The following is an 18,686-nucleotide window of genomic DNA, read 5'->3' as shown; positions in this document are numbered from 1 at the left end:
CTGAATTAAATATGGTATTCAATTTCGTGAGAGCCGCGAATCGAAACACGATGGCTCGGCAAATGGGAGGAAAACATGAAAAGAATTCTCAGCTTCTCTGCTGTGGCCACGCTGTTGGCTTCGACCGCATTCGCAGAGCCAGTGGTCGGTGTGAGTTGGTCGAACTTTCAGGAAGAACGCTGGAAGACGGACGAAGCGGCCATCAAGTCTGCGCTTGAAGCAGGCGGCGCCGATTATATTTCGGCAGACGCGCAATCGTCTTCCGCAAAGCAGTTGTCAGATATTGAAAGTCTGATTGCGCAAGGCGTGGACGCGCTTATCATTTTGGCGCAGGACGCGCAGGCAATCGGACCGGCTGTTCAAGCTGCGGCCGACGAAGGTATCCCGGTCATTGCCTATGACCGCCTGATTGAAGACGACCGTGCATTCTATCTGACCTTCGACAACGTGGAAGTCGGCAGAATGCAGGCCCGAGCTGTTTTTGAAGCCATGCCCAAGGGTAATTACGTGATGATCAAGGGCTCTCCTACTGATCCCAACGCTGATTTTCTAAGGGGTGGTCAGCAAGAAATCATCGGGGCTGCAGTTGACAGTGGCGACATCGTTATCGTTGGTGAAGCCTACACGGACGGCTGGTTGCCCGCGAACGCACAGCGAAATATGGAACAGATCCTGACCGCCAATGAAAACAATGTGGATGCTGTCGTGGCATCAAATGATGGTACTGCAGGTGGCGTTGTGGCAGCTTTGACTGCGCAGGGAATGGAAGGCATCCCGGTGTCCGGTCAGGACGGCGATCATGCAGCATTGAACCGTGTCGCGTTGGGAACTCAGACCGTTTCCGTTTGGAAGGATGCCCGCGAACTTGGTAAGGCAGCAGGTGAAATCGCAGTCGCGCTGAGTGGGGGAACAAGTCCCGCCGACGTGGAGGGCGCGGCCAGTTGGACGTCGCCTGGCGGTACCCAGATGAACTCGGTCTTCCTTGCACCTGTACCGATCACGAAGGACAACCTGTCTGTTGTTGTGGACGCCGGATGGATCCCATTGGAGGATTTGTGCCAAGGTGTCGAAAACGGACCTGCCCCTTGTAACTAAACTTCAAAGTCCCTGGCCCTGTCTGGGCCGGGGACCATTGCTGAATATGAAAGATCGGAAATGACCGAAACTTCGTCTCAGCCGATACCGGAAAAAGCAAAACCCAGCCTGTTCCAGCAGTTGGAACTGGATATGCGGCTTTTGGGAATGATCGGCGCGTTTGTCATCCTGTGCATAGGGTTCAACATCTTTACGGATGGACGGTTCCTTACGCCTCGGAACCTGTTCAATCTGTCCATTCAGACGGTTTCGGTGGCCATAATGGCCTGCGGGATGGTGTTCATCATTGTCACGCGACACATCGACTTGTCCGTTGGAGCGCTGCTTGCAACGACGTCAGCCGTGATGGCAATGACGCAAACCGAGCTTTTGCCGCAAGTACTAGGGATGGGTTTGAACAACCCTGCAACCTGGGCGATCACCATTGTCGTCGGGCTGTTTGTCGGCACGCTGATTGGTGCGTTTCATGGCTGGATGGTTGGGTATCTGACGATACCAGCCTTCATCGTTACTCTTGGTGGGTTTCTGGTTTGGCGAAACGTGGCGTGGTATTTGACCAGCGGCCAGACGATTGGCCCTCTGGATAGTACGTTCCTGATGTTTGGCGGGACGAACGGCACATTAGGCACGACGACAAGCTGGCTGTTCGGCTTGTTCGCCACCGCAATCGCGATCTGGGCTTTGTGGAGCAGTCGTCGTGCAAAGGCGGCACATGGTTTTCCTGTCAAACCCGTTTGGGCAGAGGCCACTCTGGCCGGGATAATCGCAATTGCCATCCTTGGGTACGTTTACATCGTAAACAGCTACGCCATTCCGGCGCGTCGGTTGCAACGTATGTTCGAAGCGCGCGGAGAGACAATGCCAGAGGGGCTGGTCGTCGGATACGGCATTCCGATTTCTGTCCTCATATTGATCATCGTAGCCGTAACCCTAACAATTGTGGCGCGGAAAACCCGGTTCGGACGCTACATCTTTGCCACTGGTGGAAACCCAGATGCGGCAGAGCTTTCCGGCATCAATACGCGGCTGCTGACCGTGAAGATTTTTGCACTGATGGGTTTCCTATGCGCCGTTTCTGCGGTGGTTGCTTCTGCGCGCCTCGCGAACCATTCAAACGACATTGGCACGCTGGATGAACTACGGGTTATTGCTGCCGCTGTAATTGGTGGGACCGCGTTGTCCGGTGGCATCGGGACGATCTACGGCGCCATCCTTGGTGCATTGATCATGCAAGCGCTCCAGTCTGGTATGGCCATGGTTGGCGTGGACGCGCCGTTTCAGAATATTGTGGTCGGCAGCGTTCTTGTGTTGGCCGTCTATATCGACATCGTCTATCGCAAACGATTGGGGGCCAAGTGATGCAAGATCAAGGCACGCAGAAAATACCCTCAAAATCTGGGCGCGGCTCCGGCGCAGCGCCATTGGTCGAAATGCGAGACATTTCGATCTCGTTCGGTGGAATCAAGGCTGTCGACCACGTGTCGGTCGATCTCTATCCGGGTGAAGTGGTCGGTCTGCTTGGGCACAACGGGGCTGGAAAATCGACGTTGATCAAGGTTCTGTCCGGCGCATATCAAATGGATCACGGCGAGATTCTGATCGATGGCAAGCCAGTCGAGATTGGCAACCCCCGTGACGCCCGCGCGAACAATATTGAGACCATCTACCAGACGCTTGCCCTGGCGGACAATCTGGACGCGACATCAAACCTTTTCCTGGGACGCGAGATGACGACGCCATTGGGGTTGGTCAACGATGCCGCCATGGAGGCCGAATGCCGAAAGATCATGGCGCAGCTCAATCCGAACTTTCAGAAGTTTAATGACCCTGTCTCTGCGCTGTCGGGTGGACAAAGACAGTCGGTCGCGATTGCCCGGGCTGTCTATTTCAACGCTCGTATTCTGATTATGGACGAGCCGACAGCGGCGCTGGGGCCGCATGAGACAAAGATGGTGGCCGACCTGATCCACCAGTTAAAGGCGCAAGGCATCGGCATCTTCCTGATTGATCACGACGTGCATGCTGTAATGGAGCTATGCGATCGCGCTTCGGTCATGAAGAACGGAAAATTGGTTGGGACTGTCGATATTGCAGACGTAACAGATGACGATTTGTTGTCGATGATCATTCTCGGCAAGCAGCCAGAACAAAAAGCAGAATAGGGGGCAGATATGCCAAGCGGATTTTTTGAAGGGATCGAAGAGATCCGGTTTGAAGGCGTAGACAGCGACAACCCCATGGCCTTCCGCCACTACAATCCCGACGAAGTTGTCATGGGAAAACGTCTGGAAGACCATCTGCGGTTCGCGGTTGCCTGGTGGCACTCCTTCGCATGGGAGGGCGGAGACCCCTTTGGCGGACCTACATTCGAACGCCCGTGGCATCCTCAGGACGACATGGGACGGGCCCGATTAAAGGCGGATATTGCTTTTGAACTGTTCGAGCTGCTGGGTCAGCCCTTTTTCTGCTGGCACGACGCTGACATTCGGCCCGAGCAGGGCAATTTTGCCGATAACTTGAAAACTCTGGAAGAAATCACCGATTACATCGGTGAAAAAATGCAAACGTCCAGCACCAAGCTCCTTTGGGGTACCGCCAACATGTTTAGCCACCGTCGGTGGATGTCAGGCGCAAGCACCAACCCCGATCCGGATGTTTTTGCTTTTGCGGCAGCAACGGTAAAGTCGTGCTTGGATACGACCCACAAGCTTGGTGGCGAAAACTATGTTCTGTGGGGCGGGCGTGAAGGCTATGAAACTCTGCTAAACACGGACCTGAATACTGAACTGGACCATATGGGCCGGTTCTTGAATATGGTCGTAGAGTACAAACACAAAATCGGCTTCAAGGGCACCATCCTTGTAGAGCCCAAACCTCAGGAGCCGTCCAAGCACCAATACGACTACGACGCCGCGACCTGTATTGGATTCCTCAGGAAATACGGTTTGGAAAGCGAAGTGAAGTTGAACCTTGAGCAGGGACACGCGATCCTCGCCGGGCATAGTTTCGAGCATGAAATAGCGGTTGCTGCTGCCGAGGGGATGCTGGGTTCGATTGATATGAACCGAAACGATTATCAGTCGGGGTGGGACACAGATCAATTTCCTAACAACACGCCAGAGGTTGCTTTGGCATATTACTACATTCTGAAAGCCGGAGGTTTTACAACTGGGGGCACCAACTTTGACGCTAAAGTACGTCGCCAGTCGCTTGATGCAAAAGATCTTGTTGCAGCACACATCGGCGGAATGGACATATGTGCAAGAGGCTTGAAAGCCGCGGCTGCTATGATCGAAGATGGCGGTCTGGAGGATGCGCTGTCTGAACGGTATTCCGGTTGGAACGCTCCGGAAGCGGCGTCTATGCTCAACAGTAGTCTTGAGGACATCTCTGCGCGAGTTTTACAGGACAATATCAACCCGGAACCGCGATCTGGGCGTCAGGAAATTCTGGAAAACTATGTGAACAGGTTTGTTTGACCGAGGAAAAATATCAGTTGAAGTATTGCCAAAAGAACTCGGAGTGAACTGAACAGATGCTTTCATGACTAAGTGGTTGCAATCAGATCACTTTGAGCCGGAAGGATCACGTTCTGTTATAGTGCGCTTAAGTGGATCAGCGCTAATGGCCTGCCTAACGCAGGATGGAGTTTTGAAATCTGCACTGGACGGCGCAGATGGCTAGTAGCCGCCAACCTAAACATTAGTTTATTTGTCAACGCAACAGGCTGCACAGGTTTTACGATTCGTTCTCGTCCAGACACAGTGACCTGCTGGCTTGATGCGTCGAAAAATACGCTTGCCTTGCACAGTAGGCGGCGGGACTAAGGTGCAATAGTTGCCTCGCGCCCATTCCGGCAGTCAAAAATTCAGGTTGGTAAGGGCAACGCCCTCGCTGTTCATGGCTGAGCCGACTGATCGCGCTCAGGTGCCACGGCCGATAGGCGGTAATTCCTCAGTCTCGACTGTGTTTTGGCATCTTTCTCAATTGATTTAGTCTGACATGTTCCTGCGGAATTTCGGCAAGGGTGCTTAACATAGAGCGCTGTTTCCTGTCTTGCCTCACACTTGTGTAAATCGCCCGGGTGCAAGCTGATGGCGACAATGAGTCTGTTGAAGTTACAAAAACCGCAAAACTCCAAAAGTTGTCTTGCGGACGCAGGGTATCTTTTGGTTGTCCGACTAAGTGTGAGAATAGAGCAAAATCGCCGTAGTAGGCTTCAAAAGGAAAACAGTTGGCTTTAACAAAGTTCAAAAAGCCTATCAGTATGGCGGCTTTGATCCAAACTATCGCAACACTGGAAATCTCATCACGCCCGGAAATGCGTTGTTTTCCGCTTTTTGCGTCGGGATAGTGGCGGAGAGACAGGGATTCGAACCCTGGGTGGGCTTGCACCCACAACGGTTTTCGAGACCGCCCCGTTCGACCACTCCGGCACCTCTCCGCGGGGGTCTGTGAGGGGTGGATTTAGTGAGGAACGGGCAGGGGTGCAAGCAGAAAATTCCCGAAATTCACTAAGAAGGGATTTTCCATTGCCTGACGGCGTAAAACACCTAGGCTCTGTGGCATGACATATATCTATCGCACCGCCTTTCTGCCCCTTTGTATGTTGGTCGCAACGCTATTCGCCCTTCCGGTTTCATCGCTCGCTGCCGAGCGGGACAGGATCGAGGCATTTCTGGAAACCACCGGCTTTGACGTCGCGTTGGAAAGTATCGCGCTGGCCTCGGCATCAGCACCGGAAATGCTGGGGATTGACCCGGACGGATTCGGGTCGGATTGGGCACGGTTGACCGAAGATGTGTTTGACGTCCAAGAGATGCATGAAACCGCCGTTTCAATTCTAGAGCAGACACTTAGTGATGACGCTCTAAATCATGCAGTCGAGTTTTATGCGTCCGATCTGGGTCAAAGACTGGTCGAGGCCGAAAACGCGTCGCATCTGATTGAAGATGAAGATGCCAAGCAGCTTGAGGGTCAGCAGATCGTGTCAGACCTGATCCGTGAGGGCTCGATGCGGGTGGAAGAGCTGAAGCGGATGAACGCAGCCGTTGATTCTAGTGGAACAGCCCTGCGTGCCATTCAAGAAATCCAACTGCGGTTCCTTCTGGCAGCAAGTGCTTCGGGAGTTATTGACCTGCAGATGGGAGCAGACGACCTAAGACTGTTGATGCGCCAGAACGAAGCCGGGATGCGTCAGTCGCTGAAATTGTCTGCTCTGGCGGGCGCGGCTTATACGTACCAGGATTTCTCGGATGCGGATATCATCGCGTACTCAGACGCGCTTGAGGAACCTCTGATGCAGGAGGTTTATGAACTTCTGAACGCCATTCAGTATGAAATCATGGCCATGAAATTCGAAGATCTTGCAGCACGTATGGCGGATCTGCATCCGGCTCAGGATATCTGATGCGAGTGGGTGTCCTTTTCTTGGTGATCACGCTGTGGGCGACAATTGGGTCGGCCTCGGAAAAAGTGGACCGTCTGATGGATGCCATACGCCTTGAACAGGTAATCGACATTCTTCGAAGCGAAGGGCGCGAACAGGCCAAGGAGTTAAACGAAACGCTTCTGGGCAATTCCGGTGGGTCATATTTTTCGGCGCAACTGGACATCATCTACGATGCGGAATGGATGCACGATCAGATCAGCGATGTTTTCCAAGAGTCGCTGACTGAAGGTCAACTGGATCGCGCAATCGTTTTCTATGAAAGTGACCTTGGCCAGACGCTTGTTTCCCTTGAGAATTCGGCGCGCGAGGCGATTGGCGACGAGACCATCCTAGAGATGGCCAAGGACAGCTTTTTGACGGGCAATCACGATGTGTCTCTTTACCGCCTTATTGACGAATACATCGAGGTTAACGATCTGATCGCCAAAAACGTCCACAGCGCCATCAGTGCAGATTTCCAATTCTTTCGAGGGCTGAACGAAGATGTCGGCGCGGATGATCAGGAAATATTGGCCCAGCTGCTAACCGAAAAGGACGCCATCACTCAAGATACGGAAACATGGCTTTATTCGTTTTTGTTGATGGCCTATCAGCCGTTAGAGGATGGGCAGATGCGGGAAAACATCGCCTTTTCGCGTACCGAGACGGGGCGCGCCGTGAACAAAGCCTTTTTTGACAGCTTTGACCAAATGTATGACGACATCTATTACCGACTTGGTCAGGCGGTTTCACATGCGTTGACGGCTTCGGAGCTGTAAGCGGGCTTTTGCTGTTGACTTTCACCAGCATTCCGGGAATAAGCGCGCATCCCGGCCGGTTCCTCCGCGCCGGGTCTCGTTATTATTGACCCATTGGGCCTGTCCCTAGGGTCGTCACACAGCCCGAAAAGGGCGCGCTGTTCGAGGTGGCGAAAGCCGGCAACACCCGTAAGGGGACCACAGAACGCGGGTTTGAAAAGGAAAGACGCATGTTTGCGGTCCTCAAGACTGGCGGCAAGCAGTACAAGGTTCAGGCGGGCGATGTGCTCCGCGTTGAAAAGCTGGCTGCCGATGCAGGTGAAAAAGTTCAATTCAACGATGTTCTGATGCTGGGCGGCGACGCTCCAGTTGTTGGTGCACCTTTCGTTGAAGGCGCAGGCGTACAGGCCGAAGTGATCGAACAGATCAAAGGTGACAAGGTCATCAAATTCGTCAAGCGCCGTCGTAAGCACAGCTCGAAGCGTACCGTTGGCCACCGTCAGAAGCTGACTCTGGTCAAAATCACCGACATCTTGGCGTCGGGCGCTGACAAGTCGGGCATCAAAGCGGCAACTGGTTCGGCACCGGCTGGCGAAGCGGCGCCTGCTGCAAAGCCTGCCAAGAAAGCTGCTGCCAAGGCAGAAGCACCCGCTGCAGCTGCTGCTGACGAACTGACCAAGCTGAACGGTGTCGGCCCCGCCGCTGCCAAAAAGCTGAACGACGCAGGTATCGAGAGCTTTGCCGCTCTGGCCGCCTTGTCGGACGAGCAGATTGCTGCTATCGACACCATCAAAGTGAAGCCCGAATGGGTTGAGCAAGCCAAAGAGCTGGCTCAAGGCTAAGGAGAGAGAGAATGGCACATAAAAAAGCTGGCGGTTCCTCCCGTAACGGTCGCGACTCTGCTGGTCGTCGCCTTGGCGTGAAACTCTATGGTGGCCAGGCGGCCATCGCAGGCAACATCATCGTACGTCAGCGCGGCACCAAGTTCTGGCCGGGCGAAGGCGTGGGCATGGGCAAAGATCACACCATCTTTGCAACTGTTGATGGCGCCGTGAAGTTCCACAAGGGACTCAAGAACCGCACCTTTATTTCGGTCCTGCCAGTGGCGGAGGCCGCAGAGTAAGCCGAAACCCTAAAGGTTTAGAAATAAATGGGGGACCGGCAGAAAATGCCGGTCCCCTTTCTCGTTTTTAACACAGTTTTGACCAATGAGCCCGATGACACACGCAGCAAGCACAATACCGCCCCTGTTTCAGGGACGCATTGCCCATGCGGTTGAAGATCGTCTGGGCCGCAAATATCTGATGTGGACGTTAATTGGTTTCACTGTTGCGTCCGTAATTTACGTGTTGTTCGGAGGAGGACCGCACTCATGAAGTTTGAGACAATAATAAACCAGCCGGTGATCGAAACCGAGCGGTTCGATCTACGCCCCTTGCGTCGTTCGGATATGGGTCTCATTGAACACTATGCAGGCGATGAACGTGTGGCGCGGATGACCACGGCTATTCCACATCCATTGCCGCCGGGTTCGACCGAAGCGTTCGTTACCCGCGCCATGTCCGAGGAGCGGGACGAAGACGTTTGGGCCTTGGATGCCACCAAAGATGACGGACCAGAGCTGATTGGCCTGATTTCGTTGACTCGGCTGGATCGCAACCAGTCCGAGGTTGGGTATTGGGTCGCGCCGATCTACTGGAATACCGGTGTGGCATCGCTGGCGGTTGAGGCGTTGATCAATGCAAACCCGTTGGAGAACGCCAATATGTTCGCCAGCGTGTTTCAGGACAATCCGGCCTCGGCCCGGGTATTGACCCATTGCGGGTTTGAATATCTTGGCGATGCCGAAAACTATTCGGTGGCGCGCGATGCGAATGTGCCCACCTGGACATATACAAAGAAACTGTGACTTGTGGCCGATGGGGCCTTTGCAGTAGGGGACAGCTATGAAATTTCTCGATCTTGCAAAGGTCTACATTCGGTCCGGGGCCGGTGGGGGCGGGTGCGTCAGCTTTCGGCGCGAAAAATACATCGAATATGGCGGCCCTGACGGCGGGGACGGCGGCAAAGGCGGCTCGGTCTGGGTTGAGGTTGTGGACAGCCTGAACACCCTGATAGACTTCCGCTATCAGCAGCATTTCTTTGCCAAAAACGGTCAGCCCGGTCGTGGGCAGCAGCGTACCGGCAAGGATGGCGATGACATTGTCCTCCGCGTGCCTGTTGGGACCGAGATTCTGGACGAGGACGAAGAGACCGTCATCTGCGATCTGACAGAGGTCGGGCAGCGTGTGCTGCTAGCGAAGGGTGGCAATGGCGGTTTTGGCAACCTGCATTTCAAATCGGCTACCAACCAGGCTCCGCGCCGGGCCAATCCGGGGCAGGCGGGGATCGACCGCACCATTTGGCTGCGGCTGAAGCTGATCGCCGATGTGGGTCTGCTGGGCATGCCCAATGCGGGCAAATCGACCTTTCTGGCAGCCACCTCGAACGCGCGACCCAAGATTGCCGATTATCCGTTTACCACGCTGCACCCCAATCTGGGTGTTGTGGGCGTGGATAGCGTCGAATTCGTTGTTGCCGACATTCCTGGCCTGATCGAGGGCGCGCATGAGGGCCGCGGCATTGGCGACCGTTTTCTGGGCCATGTCGAACGCTGCGCCGTACTGCTGCATCTGGTCGATGGCACCTCGGAAACCGTGGCCGAGGATTACCGCACCATCATTCACGAGCTTGAGGCTTACGGTGGTGAGTTGGCCGAGAAACCCCGGATCACCGTGCTGAACAAGGTCGACGCTCTGGATGATGAGGAACGCGAACTGGCCAAGTCTGAGTTGGAAGACGCCGTGGGCGGCCCCGTCATGACCATGTCCGGCGTCGCGCATTTGGGCGTGACCGAGGTTCTGCGCGCACTGCGCGCGGAAATTGACGACAATCGCCTCCGCCACAAACCCGCCGAGGAGGTCGCGCCTTGGCAACCCTGACTTCAGCCAAACGTCTGGTTGTGAAGATCGGGTCTGCCTTGCTAGTGGATCGGGATACAGGGTTGTTGCGGTCTGACTGGCTGCATTCGCTGGCGCAGGATGTGGCGTGGCTCAAAGGGAAGGGGACGGACGTCATTTTGGTGTCCTCCGGCTCGATTGCTCTGGGTCGTGGGGTTCTTAGCCTACCTATGGCGACATTGCCGCTGGAACAGTCTCAGGCGGCTGCGGCCGTTGGGCAAATCCGCCTCGCCCGCGCCTATGAAGAGGCTCTGGCCCCGCATAATATCACCACCGCGCAGGTTCTGGTCACGCTTGAAGACAGTGCCGATCGCCGTCGTTACCTGAACTCACGCGCGACGCTTGAGACGCTGCTTGGCCTGGGCGTCGTCCCGATTGTCAATGAAAACGATACAGTTGCCACGGATGAGATCCGATATGGCGACAATGATCGTCTGGCTGCTCAGATCGCTGTCACCGTAGGCGCAGACCAGTTGATCCTGTTGTCTGATGTGGATGGGTTCTATACCGGGAACCCGACCGAGGACAGCTCGGCGACCCGTTTTGATGTGATCGAACAGATAACGCCCGAGATTGAGGAAATGGCCGGTGACGCCGGTTCAGGTCTCTCGAAGGGCGGGATGAAGACCAAATTGTTGGCTGCCAAGATGGCGACAGCTGCAGGTTGCGACATGGCGATTACTGAAGGATCGACCTTAAACCCGCTGAAAATGCTCGAAAATGGCGCGAACTGCACGTGGTTCACGGCCACCGTCGATCCGCACGCGGCGCGCAAACGTTGGATATCAGCCATGAAACCCCGCGGTGAGATCGTGGTGGATGCCGGCGCGGCCAAAGCACTTGGCAATGGCAAAAGCCTTCTGCCTGCGGGTATTGTCGAAGTGACCGGCGATTTCGGGCGCGGCGATCCGGTGGCGATCATAGATCCGCAGGCGAGGCGTTTGGCCCAAGGTCTCAGCCGCTACACTGCGCAGGAGGCAGACGCGATCAAAGGGCGCAAATCATCCGAGATCGAGGCGACGCTAGGCTATCCGGGCCGCGCCGTGTTGATCCACCGGGACGATCTGGCGCTGTAGGTAAAGAAAGGCATGTAATATGAAGGATTTCGACAGCATTCCCGCCCTGATGACTGATTTGGGTGTGCGCGCCAAAGCGGCCTCGGCCGAGCTGGGCTTTGCCAGTGCAGAACGCAAGCACGCGGCCCTGATTGCCGCTGCTGATGCGGTCTGGGCGCGACGCGCCGAGATCATTGAGGCCAACGCGAAAGACCTGGAGTTCGGGCGCGACAAGGGTCTGAGCCCGGCGATGATGGATCGCCTGATGCTGGACGAAGCCCGCATTCAGGGCATGGTCGATGGTCTGCGCACCGTTGCCGATCAGGCTGATCCGGTGGGTGAGGTTCTGACCGAATGGGACATGCCGTCAGGTCTGCATATCCAGCGCGTGCGGACGCCTCTGGGCGTGATCGGCGTCATTTATGAAAGCCGCCCGAATGTGACGGCGGATGCGGGTGCTCTTTGCTTGAAATCGGGCAATGCGGTGATCCTGCGTGGCGGTTCGGAAAGCTTCCATTCCTCAAGCGCGATCCATGCCTGTCTGGTCGAGGGTCTGAAGGCTGCCAACCTGCCCGAAGACGCGATCCAGTTGGTGCCCACACGCGACCGAGCAGCCGTTCAGGAACTGCTGACGATGACCGACTATGTCGACGTGATCGTCCCGCGCGGTGGTAAAGGGTTGGTGGGCCTTGTCCAGCGTGAGGCGCGAGTGCCCGTGTTCGCGCATCTGGAAGGCATCGTGCATATTTATATCGATAAAGCTGCCGATCCGGCCAAAACGCTTGAGGTCGTGCTGAACGCCAAAACCCGCCGGACGGGGATCTGTGGAGCAGCCGAATGCCTGCTGATCCATCAAGACGTTGCTGAAACTTTGGGCCGGGACGTCATCCAAGCTTTGTTGAGTTCAGGTGTCGAAGTCCATGCCGAGAGTGGTTTGGAGATGAACGGAACGATTGCAGCGTCGGCCGACGATTGGGGAAAAGAGTTTCTCGACAGTATCATCGCCGCCAAACCTGTTGCCGATATTGACGCTGCTATTGCGCATATCCGGCAGTACGGCTCTGACCATACAGATTGTATCATGACCGAAGATGCAGAGGCCGCTGCGCGGTTCTTCGAACGTCTCGATAGTGCAATTCTGATGCACAACGCCTCGACGCAATTTGCCGATGGTGGAGAGTTTGGCATGGGCGCCGAGATCGGTATCGCCACCGGCAAGATGCATGCCCGCGGACCTGTGGGCGCTGCTCAGTTGACCAGTTTTCAGTATCTGGTCCGCGGAAACGGGACTATTCGGATCTAAAACCGTATCTCGACGCGGGTTGAGGTTGTATCCACCGCAACCCGCCGTCCCATAGAAGTCGCGGTATCAGGGAGCAGGGCGAACTGAACGTGGGCAGGCGTGACCTTGTTGGCAAACCGCCCGCGGGGCAGGTTATTCCATAAGTCGTTGTCGATGTTCAATTTGTCCGCGATACCCGTGACGGACCAGCGGTCTACATTATTGCGAATGGAGACTTCGCCGCCGAACGGCATTGCGCTTTCACAGCACATCAATGCCAGAAACGCCAATTTGACCTGATTGCGCGGCACGGCTTCGGTGAGGTTCCAGTTCACCCGCAAACGTCCGGCTCGTTCTACATCTTTCAGCAAATCGCTGACTTCAGTCCGCCCCAAGGGTTGATCCCCAGCGGACCCAAAGGCCACGCGAAAGAACCTGATCCGCGCGCCAGCGCTACCGACACTGCCCGAGATCAGCTCCATCTCGGGGCCTTGGGTGCCGCCAACCATTTCCAGCAGTTCAAGCCCGTTGGTAATCGCGCCAATAGGGCTGATCAGGTCGTGACAGATGCGCGAGCCGATCAGCTCGGCCAGGTTGACGTCTGTAGCGCTCATGCGTACCTCCTGCCGTATCTGCCGCCGGACCCGGAGCCCAGTCATGTCAGACCTCAATGCCATTCTTGCACCGGGCATGTTTGTCCGCCACCCCGATTTCCCCGATTGGGGCATTGGACAAGTGCAGTCCAATATCGGTGGCAAAATCACCGTGAACTTCCGCGAGCAGGGGAAAGTGGTGATTAACGGATCGCGCATCGCCCTGATGCCCGTCTTTGATCCGTGAAACTGGTTTAGGAAAGGTTAACGCGCGGTCGGTTGCGGCCCATGTTGCCATTCCCCCGATACCTGCGGTATCTGCCCTGAAACCACAGGGACGTTCTAATGTCGGGTACAGGCCCATCCTTCACCGTCAAACTCGCCGAGACCGAGGCCGAACTGCGTGCCGCGCAGCGGCTGCGTTATGACGTCTTCGTTCGCGAACTGGGCGGTGGCGGAGAGATGGTTGATCACGACGCGGGGCTGGAACAGGATCGGTTTGACCCGTATTTCGACCATATGCTCGCCATCGATGACCAGACGGGCGAAACTGTTGGCGTTTACAGACTGTTACCGGGTGAACGTGCAGCAGATCTGGGTCAGTTTTATTCCGAAGACGAATATGATGTCAGCGTCCTTAAAGACAGCGGTCGCAAGCTGTTGGAATTGGGGCGATCCTGCCTCCACCCTGACTATCGCGGCGGCACGGCAATGTATCATCTGTGGAACGGTCTGGCCGCCTATGTGAACGCGCGCCAGATTGAAGTTCTGTTCGGCGTCGCCAGCTTTCATGGCACTGATGTTCAGGCGCTGGAGCAGCCTCTGTCGATGTTGCATCACAACCACCTCGCGCCGCCAGACCTGAGGGTGCGGGCGCAACCCGATGTGTTTCAGCCGATGGACTTGGTGGACGTGGATGCGCTGGATCGCCGTGCAGCCATGGTGCAGGTTCCAGCGCTGATCAAAGCCTATCTTCGGCTGGGCGGGTTCGTGGGCGAGGGCGCTTTTATCGACCATGCCTTCAACACAACGGACGTGTGCCTGATCTTGGACACAGCGCGTATGAACGAGCGCCAACGGCGCATCTATACCGGAGCATAACCCTTGAGCGACGCATCCTGGCACAGCGAAGACGCGCCTGATCCCATTGAGTTGGGCCTTATCGGCTGGATTCTGGTCATTTTGCGTGGTCTTCCTCTGGCGGTGTTAGTTTTCGGCGGTCTGATTGTTCTGCTGATCCTACGCCTGATCGAACGACCGATTTACGGTGTCCGCCGCCCCGTCACGCCCTTCATCACACAGTTTGTATGTCGCAACGCTTTTCGCATTCTAGGAATGGGGTTCCGCAGTTCGGGAGAGTTGATGACCCAACGCGGTGCAGTGGTGGCCAATCACTCCTCGTGGTTGGATATTTTCGCGCTTAACGCCCGCAAAAGGGTCTATTTCGTCTCAAAAGCCGAAGTGGCGAAATGGCCCGGTATCGGCTGGCTTGCCCGGGCCACGGGTACGGTGTTCATCGAACGCAACCGTAAAAAGGCGCGCGAGCAAACCTTGTTGTTTCAGGAACGCTTGTCCGCAGGTCATAAGTTGGCGTTTTTTCCGGAAGGAACCTCAACCGATGGAATCAGGGTTTTGCCTTTTAAAACAACACTCTTTGCTGCATTCTTTACCGATGAACTGCGCGAATTCATGTATGTGCAGCCGGTCTCGGTGATCTATCACGCTCCTGCTGGGCAACCCAACAGGTTCTATGGGTGGTGGGGAGATATGGATTTCGGTCCGCATTTGCTGAAAACGCTGGGCGCCCGTCGGCAAGGCTGGGTCGAGTTGATCTACCACATACCCGCCAAGGTCAGCGACTTTGAAAACCGTAAAGCGTTGGCTGCTCATTGCGAAGAAGCCGTGCGTCATGCTCATAGCTTGGCGCGGCTTGAAAAATAGGGGCGAAAGCCTCTTGCACTGCACCAAAACCTGCCGTATACGCGCGCCATTCAAACCCGCAGGCGGGGTTTGGGCTTTTTGCAGGGAGACATCCTCATCAGGCCCGCCGGTTGGAGCATCCGCTTCTTTCACCCCCGCCAAGGCGTAAACCGGAAAAGGAAAATAGCATGGCTCTTCCCGAGTTCACCATGCGTCAGCTGCTGGAAGCTGGCGTTCACTTTGGTCACCAGACACAGCGTTGGAATCCCCGCATGGGCCCGTTCATCTACGGCTCGCGCAATGGCATCCACATCATGGACCTGACCCAGACCGTTCCGATGCTGGATCAGGCTCTGCAGGCTGTTCGGGACACCGTTGCAAAAGGTGGCCGCGTTCTGTTCGTTGGTACCAAGCGTCAGGCCGCTGGCCCGATCGCCGAAGCGGCTGAAAAGTCGGCTCAGTACTACATGAACCACCGCTGGCTGGGCGGTACGCTGACCAACTGGAAAACCGTTTCCCAGTCGATCAACCGTCTGAACCAGATCGACGAAGCAATGGAAGCCGGCGCAGAAGGCCTGACCAAGAAAGAGCGTCTGGGCATGGAGCGTGACCAGCAGAAGCTGCAGGCTTCGCTGGGCGGTATCCGCGAGATGGGCGGCGTTCCTGATTTGCTGTTCGTCATCGACGTCAAAAAAGAAGCACTGGCCATCGCCGAAGCCAACAAGCTGGGTATCCCGGTTGTGGCTGTTGTCGACACCAACTGCTCGCCTGACGGTGTTGACTACATCATCCCCGGCAATGACGACGCAGCCCGTGCGATCTCGCTATATTGCGACCTGGCAGCACGTGCCGCTCTGGACGGCATGACCGCTCAGATGGGTGCAGCAGGTGTTGACCTGGGTGCATTCGAAGAAGCACCGGTTGAAGAAGTAGTCGCCGAAGAAGCCTCCGCGGAAGCAGAAACACCTGCCGAAGCGTAAGCTGCCCGTCACGTAAATGACATATGGGGCAGGGTAGACCTGCCCCAATTCCGTTTGATTTGAGGAGAGCCGAAAGATGGCAATCACAGCAGCAATGGTTAAAGAACTGCGCGACAGCACAGGCGCAGGTATGATGGACGCGAAAAAAGCGCTGACCGAAACTGGCGGCAACATGGACGAGGCCGTTGACTGGCTGCGTACCAAAGGTCTGGCCAAGGCGGCCAAGAAATCCGGTCGTACGGCCGCCGAAGGTCTGGTTGCTGTTCACGTCAACGGTGGCAACGGTGTTGCTGTCGAGGTGAACTCGGAAACCGACTTCGTGGCGAAAAACGCTGAGTTCCAGGAAATGGTCGGCAAGATCGCATTTGCAGCCGAAGGCGTTGCAGATGTTGACGCTCTGCTGGCGGCTGACCTGGGTGGCAAATCCGTTGCCGACACTCTGACCGACAAGATCGCCACCATTGGTGAGAACATGTCGGTACGCCGCATGGCGAAACTGTCGGGTGACACTGTTGTGTCTTACGTCCACAACGCAGCCACCAACGGCATGGGCAAAATCGGCGTTCTGGTCGCTCTGACCGGTGGCGACGAAGCGATCGGCAAGCAGGTTGCGATGCACATCGCAGCTGTGAACCCGGCAGCTCTGTCCGAGGCGGACATGGATCCAGCTGTTGTCGAGAAAGAAAAGCAGGTTCAGATGGACATCGCTCGCGAATCCGGCAAACCGGAGCAGGTGATCGAAAAGATGATCGAAGGCCGCATGAAGAAATTCGTGGCTGAATCGACTCTGCTGAACCAGTCGTTCGTTGTGAACCCTGACCTGACCGTTGAAGCAGCCGCCAAAGAAGCAGGCGCAACCATCACCGGCTTTATCCGTCTGGAAGTTGGCGAAGGCATCGTGGTCGAGAAAGAAGACTTCGCAGCCGAAGTTGCCAAAGCCGCGCAAGGCTAAGATGTTTTGTCCGAAACCTTACGGGGGTTCGGCACCTTATCGGAACCGGTCACGCACAGCGTGGCCGGTTATTTCGTATGGACAATAAAAAAGACGCCGCAGCGCCTGAAATTCAAGGATAGGGTTGGGGGGCCCCGCATGATGGGGATGGTCGAGGCCCCCCAGTGTTTCCGGCAAAGGTACGTGGACGAATAGACGCCCCTGTGCCAGAGCGGTTGGAGAGCCCTGAAATTACAAAGATCCAACCAAATGTTCCCAGGCTAAAGCCACCACTCACGGAACAATCTCATTTTGCAACTGTAGACCCGGATTCGGAAAGTCATGTTTTCCTTACCTAGGGTAAGTTGATGCAAATTAGCGTCAAATTCCCGGTGTTATGCCTCTATTTTGAACATCTGATTCTGCAATGACGCCTTCAGTACAGCCTGAGCGGTGGTTTCAACCGACAGCGATTCTCGGGCTAGCCTCAAATGCTTTTCGACTGTCGCTGCGGTTAAGCCCATCAACAGGGCGATATCTTGCGTGGTTTTGCCATCCCCAACCCATTCCAGCGCTTCACGTTGGCGATTGGTCAACGCTCGATTAGGAGCATTGTAGGGCAGCGTAAGAATTTTCAGATGCGCCACGTTATTCATGAGAAGAATGTCATCGCCATGTTCAGCCCAGATCGCATCGACTTCTTGTTGGGACTGGCCGCCAGAGGCAGATAGCGAGATCGCACCTTTCGATCTAAAGGAAACCGAGTTGAAGCTGACCGTATAGCCTGCGACGACCCCCAACGACCGATTGAACTCGACCACTTTCCTTTCTTGCGGCGATAGGGTGCCATCCAAAAGCATGTCCTGCGTCATTTGCCAGCTTGCAGCGCCTTCGTTCTCAAGCGCCCATTTCAACATAGGAGCGTTGAAATAAAGCCCATCTCGCAGGAACCCATCCAAGTAGTCTTTGCCATGGTTCGTCAGGATCGTGAAGTCCTCGGGGTCACCTAAGGAAGTTTCCGTTTTGTAGCGCGTAAAGCCGTATAGCAGGCGATCAAACCCATATCCGGCCATCTGACGGCAATGGGCATCCCAAAGCTCTTCAAGCGATTTGACATAGCTGAGAAAGTGCAAATAGGCGTCCAGCTTCATGCGCCAACCTCGCCGTCCAGATAGCCTGCCAGTGCGTCCAGTGCCAATACGTAGCTTCGCGTTCCAAAGCCACAAATCTGACCCAACGCAACCTTTGAGATATAGGATTGGTGTCGGAATGGCTCTCGCGCATGAATGTTTGACAGATGAACCTCAACCACCGGCAGGTCGACAGAAGAAATCGCGTCCATCAGAGCAATAGAAGTATGCGTATAAGCTCCAGCGTTCAGAACAATCCCGTTCTGGACACCTTTCGCCGCATGGATCGCGTCGATCAATTCGCCCTCATGATTTGACTGCAAGGTCGAAACGTCAATTCCTATTTTTTTTCCATGGTTAAAGCACAATTCCTCAACCATTTTCAGAGTGGTGCTACCATAAACCTCGGGCTGGCGCGTCCCCAGCAAATTCAAGTTTGGGCCGTTCAAAATCAGAGCTTTGTGCATCGTCTCACTGTTCCCATTTATGAGTTTCTTAAACACGAAGGGGTG

The 18,686-nt window shown here is 55.5% G+C and carries 22 protein-coding genes and 1 tRNA gene; 18 read left to right on the top strand and 5 right to left on the bottom strand.

Translation table 11 applies throughout. From position 1 onward, the window contains the following. The first annotated feature begins 75 nt into the window (after positions 1–75). From xylF to xylA, 4 genes are read left to right on the top strand one after another with little or no spacing between them, the layout of a single operon-like run. Entirely contained in the window at positions 76–1,095 is a 1,020-nt protein-coding gene (xylF, locus tag ACR0DX_RS12155) for a D-xylose ABC transporter substrate-binding protein (protein WP_480846264.1), read from the top strand. A gap of 60 nt (positions 1,096–1,155) precedes the next feature. Continuing rightward, a complete protein-coding gene (locus ACR0DX_RS12150; protein WP_170354202.1) occupies positions 1,156–2,454 on the top strand; it encodes a sugar ABC transporter permease in 1,299 nt (432 codons plus the stop codon). After that, positions 2,454–3,257, top strand: coding sequence for an ATP-binding cassette domain-containing protein (locus tag ACR0DX_RS12145; RefSeq protein WP_170354201.1), 804 nt, complete (start codon positions 2,454–2,456; stop codon positions 3,255–3,257). The genes ACR0DX_RS12150 and ACR0DX_RS12145 overlap by 1 nt, the downstream gene beginning before the upstream one ends. Positions 3,258–3,266: 9 nt before the next feature. Beyond that, a complete protein-coding gene (gene xylA / locus ACR0DX_RS12140; RefSeq protein WP_170354200.1) occupies positions 3,267–4,574 on the top strand; it encodes a xylose isomerase in 1,308 nt (435 codons plus the stop codon). Between the two features lie 475 nt (positions 4,575–5,049). On the opposite strand, the gene ACR0DX_RS12135 is transcribed toward xylA, so the two are convergent. Together ACR0DX_RS12135 and ACR0DX_RS12130 are read right to left on the bottom strand one after the other, a co-directional pair. Continuing rightward, positions 5,050–5,490, bottom strand: a complete 441-nt coding sequence (locus ACR0DX_RS12135; protein ID WP_170354199.1) for a hypothetical protein — start codon at positions 5,488–5,490, stop codon at positions 5,050–5,052. Then, a tRNA-Ser gene (locus ACR0DX_RS12130) sits at positions 5,450–5,539 on the bottom strand. Before ACR0DX_RS12130 ends, ACR0DX_RS12135 begins: the two co-directional genes overlap by 41 nt. A gap of 123 nt (positions 5,540–5,662) precedes the next feature. Between ACR0DX_RS12130 and ACR0DX_RS12125 the strand changes: the two genes are divergently transcribed. The 9 genes from ACR0DX_RS12125 (at position 5,663) to ACR0DX_RS12085 (ending at position 12,641) form a co-directional block, all read left to right on the top strand. Further along, positions 5,663–6,505 (top strand): DUF2059 domain-containing protein, encoded by an 843-nt coding sequence (locus tag ACR0DX_RS12125; RefSeq protein WP_170354198.1) that lies wholly within the window; start codon positions 5,663–5,665, stop codon positions 6,503–6,505. Between the two features lie 5 nt (positions 6,506–6,510). Beyond that, positions 6,511–7,305 carry a DUF2059 domain-containing protein gene (locus ACR0DX_RS12120; protein ID WP_480846261.1) on the top strand — a complete coding sequence of 265 codons (795 nt, stop codon included), beginning with the start codon at positions 6,511–6,513 and terminating at the stop codon, positions 7,303–7,305. Between the two features lie 209 nt (positions 7,306–7,514). Further along, on the top strand, positions 7,515–8,126 hold the full coding sequence (locus ACR0DX_RS12115; RefSeq protein ID WP_170354196.1) for a 50S ribosomal protein L21: 612 nt from the start codon (positions 7,515–7,517) through the stop codon (positions 8,124–8,126). An 11-nt stretch (positions 8,127–8,137) separates the two neighbouring features. Then, on the top strand, positions 8,138–8,407 hold the full coding sequence (gene rpmA, locus ACR0DX_RS12110) for a 50S ribosomal protein L27 (protein ID WP_010440093.1): 270 nt from the start codon (positions 8,138–8,140) through the stop codon (positions 8,405–8,407). A gap of 94 nt (positions 8,408–8,501) precedes the next feature. Continuing rightward, the gene (locus ACR0DX_RS12105; protein WP_174821684.1) at positions 8,502–8,660 is read left to right on the top strand and encodes a hypothetical protein; all 159 of its coding nucleotides are present in this window, start codon (positions 8,502–8,504) and stop codon (positions 8,658–8,660) included. Next, on the top strand, positions 8,657–9,193 hold the full coding sequence (locus tag ACR0DX_RS12100; protein ID WP_170354195.1) for a GNAT family N-acetyltransferase: 537 nt from the start codon (positions 8,657–8,659) through the stop codon (positions 9,191–9,193). Before ACR0DX_RS12105 ends, ACR0DX_RS12100 begins: the two co-directional genes overlap by 4 nt. Positions 9,194–9,230: 37 nt before the next feature. Beyond that, entirely contained in the window at positions 9,231–10,265 is a 1,035-nt protein-coding gene (gene obgE, locus ACR0DX_RS12095; protein ID WP_170354194.1) for a GTPase ObgE, read from the top strand. Beyond that, positions 10,253–11,359 (top strand): glutamate 5-kinase, encoded by a 1,107-nt coding sequence (proB, locus tag ACR0DX_RS12090; RefSeq protein WP_170354193.1) that lies wholly within the window; start codon positions 10,253–10,255, stop codon positions 11,357–11,359. Before obgE ends, proB begins: the two co-directional genes overlap by 13 nt. Positions 11,360–11,378: 19 nt before the next feature. Beyond that, on the top strand, positions 11,379–12,641 hold the full coding sequence (locus ACR0DX_RS12085; RefSeq protein ID WP_170354192.1) for a glutamate-5-semialdehyde dehydrogenase: 1,263 nt from the start codon (positions 11,379–11,381) through the stop codon (positions 12,639–12,641). On the opposite strand, the gene ACR0DX_RS12080 is transcribed toward ACR0DX_RS12085, so the two are convergent. Continuing rightward, complete coding sequence (locus ACR0DX_RS12080) at positions 12,638–13,234, bottom strand: histidine phosphotransferase family protein (RefSeq protein WP_170354191.1); 597 nt, start codon at positions 13,232–13,234, stop codon at positions 12,638–12,640. The genes ACR0DX_RS12085 and ACR0DX_RS12080 overlap by 4 nt on opposite strands. A gap of 43 nt (positions 13,235–13,277) precedes the next feature. On the opposite strand from ACR0DX_RS12080, the gene ACR0DX_RS12075 reads away from it, so the two are divergent. From ACR0DX_RS12075 to tsf, 5 genes are all read left to right on the top strand, one after another. Further along, a complete protein-coding gene (locus ACR0DX_RS12075; protein WP_170354190.1) occupies positions 13,278–13,460 on the top strand; it encodes a DUF3553 domain-containing protein in 183 nt (60 codons plus the stop codon). A gap of 98 nt (positions 13,461–13,558) precedes the next feature. After that, positions 13,559–14,314, top strand: a complete 756-nt coding sequence (gene olsB / locus ACR0DX_RS12070; RefSeq protein WP_170354189.1) for an L-ornithine N(alpha)-acyltransferase — start codon at positions 13,559–13,561, stop codon at positions 14,312–14,314. A gap of 3 nt (positions 14,315–14,317) precedes the next feature. Further along, entirely contained in the window at positions 14,318–15,154 is an 837-nt protein-coding gene (olsA, locus tag ACR0DX_RS12065; protein WP_170354188.1) for a lyso-ornithine lipid O-acyltransferase, read from the top strand. 167 nt (positions 15,155–15,321) lie between these two features. Beyond that, positions 15,322–16,113, top strand: a complete 792-nt coding sequence (gene rpsB / locus ACR0DX_RS12060) for a 30S ribosomal protein S2 (RefSeq protein ID WP_170354187.1) — start codon at positions 15,322–15,324, stop codon at positions 16,111–16,113. Positions 16,114–16,189: 76 nt separating this feature from the next. After that, positions 16,190–17,065: a translation elongation factor Ts gene (tsf, locus tag ACR0DX_RS12055; protein WP_170354186.1), complete on the top strand. Its 876-nt coding sequence runs from the start codon at positions 16,190–16,192 to the stop codon at positions 17,063–17,065. A 374-nt stretch (positions 17,066–17,439) separates the two neighbouring features. On the opposite strand, the gene ACR0DX_RS12050 is transcribed toward tsf, so the two are convergent. Together ACR0DX_RS12050 and aroQ are read right to left on the bottom strand one after the other, a co-directional pair. After that, positions 17,440–18,195 (bottom strand): LuxR family transcriptional regulator, encoded by a 756-nt coding sequence (locus tag ACR0DX_RS12050; RefSeq protein ID WP_170354185.1) that lies wholly within the window; start codon positions 18,193–18,195, stop codon positions 17,440–17,442. Continuing rightward, entirely contained in the window at positions 18,192–18,641 is a 450-nt protein-coding gene (aroQ, locus tag ACR0DX_RS12045; RefSeq protein ID WP_170354184.1) for a type II 3-dehydroquinate dehydratase, read from the bottom strand. The genes ACR0DX_RS12050 and aroQ overlap by 4 nt, the downstream gene beginning before the upstream one ends. Between the last annotated feature and the right edge of the window lie 45 nt (positions 18,642–18,686).

This window comes from Ruegeria sp. D3 (assembly GCF_056534465.1).
Note: the sequence above shows the minus strand (reverse complement) of the source record. Positions and strands in the feature narration are given on the sequence as shown.